Origin of the sequence: Caldovatus aquaticus, from assembly GCF_019458025.1 — a bacterium.
Classification (GTDB): Bacteria; Pseudomonadota; Alphaproteobacteria; order Acetobacterales; family Acetobacteraceae; genus Caldovatus; species Caldovatus aquaticus.
On the sequence record NZ_JAHZUY010000092.1, the window covers coordinates 1 to 7,995 of the forward strand.

15 protein-coding genes and 1 pseudogene are annotated in these 7,995 nt (G+C 73.8%); 12 read left to right on the forward strand and 4 right to left on the reverse strand.

Annotated elements, in window-relative coordinates; genetic code table 11:
- The 9 genes from K1J50_RS17910 to K1J50_RS17950 all read left to right on the forward strand — a co-directional run.
- A partial coding sequence (locus K1J50_RS17910) for a Mu-like prophage major head subunit gpT family protein (RefSeq protein ID WP_220119123.1) occupies nt 1-875 on the forward strand: 875 nt, incomplete at its 5' end.
- A gap of 90 nt (nt 876-965) precedes the next feature.
- Complete coding sequence (locus K1J50_RS17915; protein WP_220119124.1) at nt 966-1,316, forward strand: DUF2190 family protein; 351 nt, start codon at nt 966-968, stop codon at nt 1,314-1,316.
- Nucleotides 1,316-1,714, forward strand: a complete 399-nt coding sequence (locus tag K1J50_RS17920) for a M15 family metallopeptidase (RefSeq protein ID WP_220119125.1) — start codon at nt 1,316-1,318, stop codon at nt 1,712-1,714. The genes K1J50_RS17915 and K1J50_RS17920 overlap by 1 nt, the downstream gene beginning before the upstream one ends.
- Nucleotides 1,711-2,103, forward strand: a complete 393-nt coding sequence (locus K1J50_RS17925) for a hypothetical protein (RefSeq protein WP_220119126.1) — start codon at nt 1,711-1,713, stop codon at nt 2,101-2,103. Before K1J50_RS17920 ends, K1J50_RS17925 begins: the two co-directional genes overlap by 4 nt.
- A gap of 162 nt (nt 2,104-2,265) precedes the next feature.
- Complete coding sequence (locus K1J50_RS17930; RefSeq protein WP_220119127.1) at nt 2,266-2,574, forward strand: head-tail joining protein; 309 nt, start codon at nt 2,266-2,268, stop codon at nt 2,572-2,574.
- Nucleotides 2,575-2,585: 11 nt separating this feature from the next.
- Complete coding sequence (locus K1J50_RS17935; protein WP_220119128.1) at nt 2,586-2,906, forward strand: phage holin family protein; 321 nt, start codon at nt 2,586-2,588, stop codon at nt 2,904-2,906.
- Entirely contained in the window at nt 2,903-3,631 is a 729-nt protein-coding gene (locus K1J50_RS17940; RefSeq protein WP_220119129.1) for a DUF6441 family protein, read from the forward strand. The genes K1J50_RS17935 and K1J50_RS17940 overlap by 4 nt, the downstream gene beginning before the upstream one ends.
- A gap of 77 nt (nt 3,632-3,708) precedes the next feature.
- Complete coding sequence (locus K1J50_RS17945; protein WP_369413645.1) at nt 3,709-4,074, forward strand: hypothetical protein; 366 nt, start codon at nt 3,709-3,711, stop codon at nt 4,072-4,074.
- Nucleotides 4,075-4,108: 34 nt separating this feature from the next.
- Nucleotides 4,109-5,065 carry a phage tail tube protein gene (locus tag K1J50_RS17950; RefSeq protein ID WP_220119131.1) on the forward strand — a complete coding sequence of 319 codons (957 nt, stop codon included), beginning with the start codon at nt 4,109-4,111 and terminating at the stop codon, nt 5,063-5,065.
- Between the two features lie 3 nt (nt 5,066-5,068).
- Here K1J50_RS17950 and K1J50_RS17955 read toward each other — a convergent pair whose 3' ends face one another.
- The gene (locus K1J50_RS17955) at nt 5,069-5,512 is read right to left on the reverse strand and encodes a hypothetical protein (RefSeq protein ID WP_135470882.1); all 444 of its coding nucleotides are present in this window, start codon (nt 5,510-5,512) and stop codon (nt 5,069-5,071) included.
- Nucleotides 5,502-5,765 carry a type II toxin-antitoxin system Phd/YefM family antitoxin gene (locus tag K1J50_RS17960; RefSeq protein WP_135470880.1) on the reverse strand — a complete coding sequence of 88 codons (264 nt, stop codon included), beginning with the start codon at nt 5,763-5,765 and terminating at the stop codon, nt 5,502-5,504. Before K1J50_RS17960 ends, K1J50_RS17955 begins: the two co-directional genes overlap by 11 nt.
- Before the next feature lie 35 nt (nt 5,766-5,800).
- Between K1J50_RS17960 and K1J50_RS17965 the strand changes: the two genes are divergently transcribed.
- Both K1J50_RS17965 and K1J50_RS17970 read left to right on the forward strand, forming a co-directional pair.
- Entirely contained in the window at nt 5,801-6,196 is a 396-nt protein-coding gene (locus K1J50_RS17965; protein ID WP_255575440.1) for a hypothetical protein, read from the forward strand.
- 164 nt (nt 6,197-6,360) lie between these two features.
- A complete protein-coding gene (locus tag K1J50_RS17970) occupies nt 6,361-6,513 on the forward strand; it encodes a hypothetical protein (protein ID WP_220119132.1) in 153 nt (50 codons plus the stop codon).
- Here the strand turns inward: K1J50_RS17970 and K1J50_RS17975 are convergent.
- Both K1J50_RS17975 and K1J50_RS17980 read right to left on the reverse strand, forming a co-directional pair.
- Nucleotides 6,510-7,112: a PIN domain-containing protein gene (locus K1J50_RS17975; RefSeq protein WP_337875692.1), complete on the reverse strand. Its 603-nt coding sequence runs from the start codon at nt 7,110-7,112 to the stop codon at nt 6,510-6,512. The genes K1J50_RS17970 and K1J50_RS17975 overlap by 4 nt on opposite strands.
- Before the next feature lie 3 nt (nt 7,113-7,115).
- Nucleotides 7,116-7,571 (reverse strand): helix-turn-helix domain-containing protein, encoded by a 456-nt coding sequence (locus K1J50_RS17980; protein ID WP_220119133.1) that lies wholly within the window; start codon nt 7,569-7,571, stop codon nt 7,116-7,118.
- A gap of 90 nt (nt 7,572-7,661) precedes the next feature.
- Here K1J50_RS17980 and K1J50_RS17985 point away from each other — a divergent pair.
- Nucleotides 7,662-7,995 (forward strand): annotated as a pseudogene (locus K1J50_RS17985) (tape measure protein); the annotation flags it as partial.

The window sequence follows — 7,995 nt, forward strand, 5'->3', positions numbered from 1 at the left end:
GCTCCGACTTCCCGGCCCTGCTCTCCGCCGCCGCGAACAAGATGCTGCTCGCCGCCTACGTACCGGCGCAGCCGACCTACCGGCAGATCTTCCTCCGCCGCGACTTCCGCGACTTCAAGCCGCACCGCCACCTCCGCATCGGCGACTTCCCGACCCTGCTGCCGCTCGCCGAGAACGGCGAGATCCAGGTCGGCACCATGTCCGAGAGCCAGGAGATCGTGCTGCTGCAGACCTTCGCCCGGCGCCTCCGCGTGACGCGCCCGATGCTGGTCAACGACGACCTCGGCGCCTTCACCGACTTCGCCGCCGCCATCGGCCGCCGCGTCGCCGAGTTCGAGAACGCCACCGCCTACAACCTGCTGAACAGCGCCAATGGCGACGGCCCGACGCTCGCCACCGGCAACGCGCCGGTGTTCGCCACCGGTGCGGCGCGGGCCAACAAGGCCGGGACCGGCACGCCGCTCGACACCGCGACCATCGGCGCCGGCCGCGCCGCCATCATGAAGCAGCGTACCCTCGACGGCCTGCCGATCTCCATGGGGCAGACCATGCGCCTGCTGGTCGGGCCGAACCTCGAACTCGCCGCCCGCCAGGCGACCGTCGTCGTGCAGGCGAGCGAGACGGCCAAGGCCAACGTCTTCGCGGGCTTCGTGCAGCCGGTGGTCGAGCCGCTGATCCCGGCCAACCGCTGGTACCTGTTCTCCGACCCGGTCGCGGCGCCGGTCTACGTCTACGGCTACCTCAACGGCGCCGAGGGGCCGCAGGTCACCACCGGCCAGGTGCAGGGCGCCGATGGCATCGAGGTCAGCGTGATCTTCGACTTCGGCGTCGGCGCCATCGACTGGCGCGGCGCCTGGTTCAACCCGGGCACCTGATCCCCCCGCTCCCGTCTTTCCCATCCGTATCGCGCCAGGGCGCCACCGGGCTTCCGGTCGGCGCCCTGCGCGCTTCCAGGAGACCTCATCATGCGCAACTGCCTCCGCCCTGACGCGCGCGCCATCCCGATGGTGGTGCCCTACGCGGGGGGCATCCTCTCCGGCCAGGGCCTGCTGGTCGGCGCCTTCTTCGGGGTGGCGGCGAGCGACGCCGACCAGAACGCCACCGTCGAGTGCGAGACCCGCGGCGAGTTCGAGCTGCCGAAGGAGCCCGCCCTCGCCATCACCCAGGGCGCCCGGGTGTTCTGGGACGACACCAACCGCCGCATCACCACGACGGCCACCGGCAACTTCCAGGTCGGGCTCTGCACGGTCGCGGCGCTGGCCGCCGACGCCACGGTGCGCGTGATGCTGGCCCGCGTGCCGGCCTCGGGGGCGTGATGACTGCGCTGCCGCCGCGCGACCGGGCGCGACTCGCGGGCGTGCACCGCGACCTGGTGCGCGCCGTCGAACGGGCCCGCCGGGCGGTGCCCTTCATCGTGACCGAGGGGCTACGCTCGCGCGAGCGCCAGGCCCGCCTCGTCGCGATCGGGGCCTCGCGCACCATGGACAGCCGGCACCTCACCGGCCACGCCGTCGATCTCGCCTACTGGCTCGACGACGGCGATGGCGCGCCGGAGCACGGCGAGATCCGCTGGGATTGGAGCCTGTACGAGCAGATCGGCGCGGCGATGAAGGCCGCCGCCAAGGAGCTCGGCGTGCCGATCGTCTGGGGCGGCGACTGGCCCTCCTTCCGCGACGGGCCGCACTTCGAGCTCGACCGCAGGGCCTGTCCGTGACCGGCGCGGCGATCCTCACCCTGCTGTCCCGCCATGCCCTGCCAATCGGCATGGGGATGGCGCTGCTGATCTCTGCCGGTACCGCCTGGCACTTCCGCGCCCAGCGCGATGCCGCCCGTCTGGATGCTGCGACGGCCACGCATACCGCGGAGGCGAACGCGGCGGCGCTCGCCCGCGCCACCGCCGAGCATGAGAGGCACATCGCCGCGCTGACCGGCGAGGCCGAACGCGCCCGCGCCCAGGCCGCGCGCCTCGGCGCCGACCTGGAGGCCCTCCGCCGTGACCCGAGCCATGCCGCCGGCGCTGCCCCTGTGCTGCGCGCTGCTGTCGAGCGCCTGCGCGCCGGCCGCAGCGCCGGAGATCCGGCTGCTGCCGCTCCGCCTCCCTGACGCGCTGCTGGTCTGCGCCGCGGCGCCGGCGCTGCCCGCCGCGGATCACCTCACGCAGGGCCAGGTGGCGGAGCTGCTGCTGGCCTACGACGCTGCCCATGCCGACTGCGCCGGGCGGCTCGCCGCGGTGCGGCGGCTGAACCCCGCCGACGGGGGCGAGCAGTGAACGCCTTCGCCGACGCGACGGCGGCGCTCGTCGCGGACCCGAACCTCGGGGCCGGCGCCGTCTATCGGCAGGGCGGCACTGGCCCTGCAATTCCGATTCGTGTCCTGCGCTCCTCGCCCGACCGCGTGGCCGATGCCTTCGGCACCGAAATCCTCTCGGCCACCGACATCCTCTCGGTCGCCATCGCGCAGCTCCCCGACCTCGCCGCCGGCGACAGCTTCGCCCTCGGGCCCGACCTGCTCACTGTCACCCACGCCGAGCGCGACGCCGCCGGCATCGCCTGGCGCGTGCTCTGCCAGCGATAGGAGCCCCCGCCATGCCGCAGAACGGCCTCAGCCTCTTGGAGGTGCTGCGCGACCTGCTGCTCGGCGCCGCCGCCGGCCTGGCGGGTGGCTTCGTGCGCTGGAACAACCCCGAGCGCCGCCGCTTCGGCTGGTGCCTCGCCTGGGAGGTGCCCTCCGCCGCCCTGGTCGGCAGCGCCGGCTATGCCCTCGGGGGCTTCCTCGAGTTCAACGAATACGGCCGGTTCCTCTTCGCCTTCGTGTTCGGCTACCTCGGCCAGGCCGCGCTGCACGACCTCGCCGTGGCGATCATCCGCCACCGCACCGGCCTGCCGCCGGGCGGCGGCACGCCGTGAGGCTGGCCGCCACCGTCCTCGGCGACCTGCGCCGGCAGCTCGCCGCCGAGGTCCGTGCCGGCGAGCGGGCGGCCATGCAGGCGATCCGCGCCGAGACCGAGCAGGTCAAGCAGGAGCTGCGCCGGCAGGTGACCGGCGCCTTCGGCGGCAACGCCCGCGGCATCGCCCATGCCTGGCGGTCGCAGGTCTTCCCGCGCTCAGGGCAGTCGCTCCGCCCCGCCGGCTTGGTCTGGACCAAGGTGCCGAACGTCATCGACGCCTTCGAGCGCGGCGCGCTGATCCGCGCCAAGGGCGGGCGCAAGTTCCTGGCCATCCCGACCGGCTTCAACGCGGCGCGGGGGCGGCGGGGCCGCGGAGAGAAGGGGCTGCGGGTCACGCCAGCGCAGATGGTCACCTCCGGGCAGGGCTTCCTCCGCCCGTTCCGCTCCGGCCGCGGCTTCGTCTGGTGCCTGCCGCTGCGGCAGGGCGAGCAGACCGGGCCGCGCCGCCGGACCCGCCTCATCGCCGGCGGCCTCGCCGAGATCGGCACCGGCAACCGCGAGGGCCGCGAGGCCTGGGCGCGCGGCATGCTCCAGCGCGGCATGGTGCCGATGTTCCTGCTGCTGCCGCAGGTCGAGCTCGCCAAGCGGCTCGACGTGAAGGGCGCCGCCGAGCGCGGCCTGCGCCGGCTGTCGGGACGCTTCGTGGCGGCCTGGGAGCGCGAGAGCGGGAGGCAGGCGCCGTGAGCGTGCGCGAGACCGCGATTGCGGCGCTCCACAGCCGGCTGGCCACATCCTTGGCCGGCGGGAATCCGGCGCCTCTGGTGCTGCGCGGCGAGACCGTGCCGCAGCGCCTACCGCCGGGCGGGCTGGTCGTCATCCGCGACGGCGAGACCGTCGAGGAGACGCCGATCCTGTCGCCGCTCGCCTGGGCGATCGAGCACCGCGCCGCGATCGAGGTCACCGTCAGCGGCGCGACGCCTACGGTGAGGACCGCGCTGCTCGACGCGCTGCTGGTGGACATCGCCGCCGCCATCGCCGCCGATCGCACCCTCGGCGGCGCGGTCGAATGGGCGCAGCCCGGCGCGCCCGAGTTCGAGGACGTCGAGGTCGAGGGTGCCGCCGCCGCCCGTGCCGCCTCGGTCCCCGTCGCGCTGTTCTTCACCGTCGCCGGCTCGCCGCTGGCCTGACGCTTCCCCTTCCCGCTGATCCCGGAGACCCCCGATGCCCCGTGCCATCGGCGCGAACTGCCGCCTGCTCATGATCCCCGAGGCGGCCTACGGCACCGCGCCCGCGGGCGACTGGCGGCGCCTGCCGTTCCTCTCCTGCGACCTCGGCGCCGAGCAGCCGCTGCTCGACGCCGACGTCATCGGCGTGGGCTCCAGCCGCGATCCGGCCGCGCCCTTCCTCGACACCGTCACCGTGCAGGGCCAGGCGGTGGTGCCGGTGGACCTGGTCAACATCGGCCACTGGCTGCGCCTGCTGCTGGGCCCGCCCACCACCACCGGCACCAGCCCGAACTTCGTCCACAGCTTCGGCTCGGGCGCCGCCGCGCTGCCCTCGAACAGCGTCGAGATCGGCTACCCGGACGTGCCGTCCTACGACCTCTGCACCGGCGTGCGCGCCGACACGCTGGAGCTCGACTTCTCGCCGACCGGCCCCGCCACCGCGACCTTCGGGCTGATGGGGCAGGGCTCGACGCGCGGCGGCACGAGCGCCGGCGGCACGCCGACCAGCGCCGCCTACACCGCCTTCCACAAGGCGCAGGGGGCGATCAGCCGGAACGGCGCCGCCCTCGCCCAGGTGACCGGGGCGCGGCTGACCTACGCCAACGGCATGGAGATGGTGCGCACCATCCGCGCCGACCGGAAGGTGGAGGGGGTGGATCCCGGCATCGCGCGCGCCACCGGGCAGATCACCGCGCGCTTCGCCGACACCACGCTGCTGACGCAGGCGCAGGACAACGCGCCGGCGGAGTTCGCCTTCGGCTACACGATCGACGCGAACCGCAGCCTGACCTTCACCTTGCACGAGGTGTACCTGGCGCTGGCCAAGACCCCGGTCGAAGGGCCGGCCGGCGTCGAGGCGAGCTTCGCGTTCCGCGCGGCCTACAACGCCACCGCCACCCGCATGATGACCGTGCTTCTCAGGAACGACCAGGCCGAAAGCGTGTATGCGTGAGACCTACTCGGTACGCTGAATGGCCGCGACGCGGCGCTTCTGCCGCCACGCCGCGAAGGCAGCACGGATCTGCGCCATCACCCGATCGGGCAGCGGGCCGTAGGTGAACGGCCCCGTGCCGCCTTCGAGGGGGCGGAGGTCCGGCCCCGGCCAGACGAAGCGGTTGTACTCGGTGACCACGACCCAGCACGGCTCTCGTTGCAGGCCGAGGCGGGCGCGGGTTTCGGCGGGAACTTCGACCGCCGCGCCGGGCTCTTCCGGCGGGGTGGAGGTGATCGGCAGGACGACGACCTCATCATGGCCGTCCTCCTGGCGAACCAGGGCCACCACCGCCGCCGGACGATCCTTCGACCCTTCCTCTCGTCCCGCCGCGTGCTCGTGGCTCCAGAGGTAGGCGTAGCGGATCACGTCGCCGACAGCCGGCAGCGCCGGCGCGTCAGACCTCATGATCGAAGCGCTTGTTCTCCTCTGGCGGCCGCGCCGCGAGGATGGCGTCCACGATCTCCTGCGGCGCGTCCTCGGTGCGCACCACCTGGCGGTCGCGGCGCTTGAGGCGCTCGTATTCCTCGATCGAGATCAGCACCGTTCGCGGCCGCCCGTTGCGGGTGATGGCGATGGGCTGGGTGAGGGCCTTGTCCTGGTAGAGGCCGAAGTTCCGCTGCGCCTCGGCCGCCGGGACCTTGAGCATCGGCTCGGTCATCGGGGGTTCCTTGGTTTCTGCAAGATACATAACCCATGGAGATTCCAAATTCCATGCTCACCCTCGACCTCCCCATCGAGCCGTACTGGCTCGACCTGCCGCGCGGCGTGCGCGTCGAGATCCGACCGGTGACCACCGCGGTCATGGCCGCAGCGCAGGCCGCCGCCGCGCGCCGGCTGGCGGCGATCCGCGTCGCCGACCCGGACCTCGACCCCGACATGGCGCGCGGCCTGTCCTTCGCCTTCTTGGTCAAGGCGCTCGCCCGCCACGCCGTCACCGCCTGGGAGGGCGTCGGCGACGCCGCCGGCCAGCCGCTGCCGCTCTCGCCCGAGGCGGTCGAGCGTCTGATGGACCTCGACGACCTCGCCGCCGCCTTCTGGGACCGCGCCACCGCGCCGGTCGCCGCGGTGGCCGCCGAGGGAAACGGCTGAGGGCCCGCGCCGCCTGGCACTTCGCCCGCGGGCCCGAATACTGCCGCGGCTGCGCCGCCCTCGGGCGCGACTGCGCCGACGCCTGCCCCTACGCCGGGCACGCCCCCACGAGCGTCGAGGGCCACGCCTGCTGGGCCGCTGGTACCGCCTGCGCCGAGGCCACGATGGGCGGCCTGACCCTCGACACCGCCGGCGCGCTGGCAGCGGCGCGCGATCTCGGCGCCGCTGGCTGGGCCGCCGCCGAGTTGCTGCTGGCCCTCCGCATCGGCATGGCTGAGGGCGGCGCCGAGCGGCGCGCGTCGGCGCCCGCCACCTAATCCGCCGGCCGGTCGCTCGGTCGCCGCTCCAGGATCGGGGCGAGCCTGCCGATCTGCTCGGCGATGCGCGGAACGCCGGCCTTGCGGAGCGCGACGACATACTCCGGGAGGTCGAGCGGCGGGGCGCGGTAGTGGCCCAGATCCTCCCGCACCGCATCGGCGAAGGCCGTCGGATCCATACTCTCGATATCCAGCAGGAAATCGTCCGGGTGCACGACGTGCAGGCCGTAGGGCGCCAGGCGCGCCGGCGGGAAGTCGGCGACGTTGAACGTCACGATGCAGCTCGCCTTGCAGACCACGGCCGCGGCGAGCACGTGCCGATCGCCGGGATCCGGCAGGACCATCGCGTCGATGAGCGGCTCGTAGCCCGTCACCAGCGCGTCCAGCACCGACGCGTCCATGAGCTCGCGGGTCCGCGCCAGATCGGCCGCCTTCAGGTCGGGCCGCCTCTCCAGCAGGGTGCGGATCCACTCCTCGTGCACCCTGTCGCTCCACCGCGCCCGGAACAGCTTCGTCTGGGCGAGGAAGAGGATCAGGCTGCGCAGGCGCGCCCCGTAGAAGACGTTCGCGTCGAAGAACGCCGTGAAGGTCGAGATCACGCCTCAGTCGAGCCCCAGCCGGCGCGCCTCCGCAGCCATCTCCGCCAGCGCCCGCTTCCGCTTCTCGGCGGCGGCGCGCTCGTAGGCCAGCAGGTCGGCGAAGCGCACGCGGCGGTGCCGGCCGACCATGCGGTGCGGGATCTCGCCGCGGTCGATCAGGCCGATGAGGAAGGGCCGCGACACGTTGAGGTAGTCGGCGGCCTGCTGCGTGGTGAGCTCGGCCTCGTGCGGGATGACCGAGATCGGCCGCCGCTCGGCCATGGCGCTGAGCACGGTGAGCACGACCTCGACCGCGCGGGCCGGCAGCGGGACGACCACGTTGGGCTGCTCGCGCAGCACGAGCTGGACGCCCTGGCCCGCCCGGGCGGCGGGGGCCAGGCTGGCGGCGGCGGTCTTGGCGATGGCGGCCTCGGCCTCGTCGGCGACGATCGGCTCGGCCTGGTCGAGCAGAGCGAGCATGGGACCCTCCGGTGCCTTCTGGTTGCCCGCCCTTATACGCAACAGACGGATTAAACGCAACTGACGAAACCGCCAGCCGGAGGGGGCACCATGGCCGACGCCACCCGCCGCGTCTCGGTGCGCCTGTCGCTGGACGACGCCGCCCGGGTCAAGCAGGAGCTGCGCGAGGTCGGCGAGACCGGCCAGCGCTCCCTCGACCAGATCAAGGGCGGCGCCGAGCGGGCCTCCCGCTCCCTCGAACTGCTCGACGTCGCCACGCGCGGCATCCAGCTCGCCGGCCTCGCCGCCGCCGCCCGCGCCCTGGTCCAGGCCGGCGACGCGCTCACCCAGGGCCTCTCCCGGCTGCAGCAGGCCACCGGCTCGGTGGAGCGCGCCGGGCAGGTCTACGAGGCCCTCTACCGCAACGCGCTCTCCACCGGCGTCG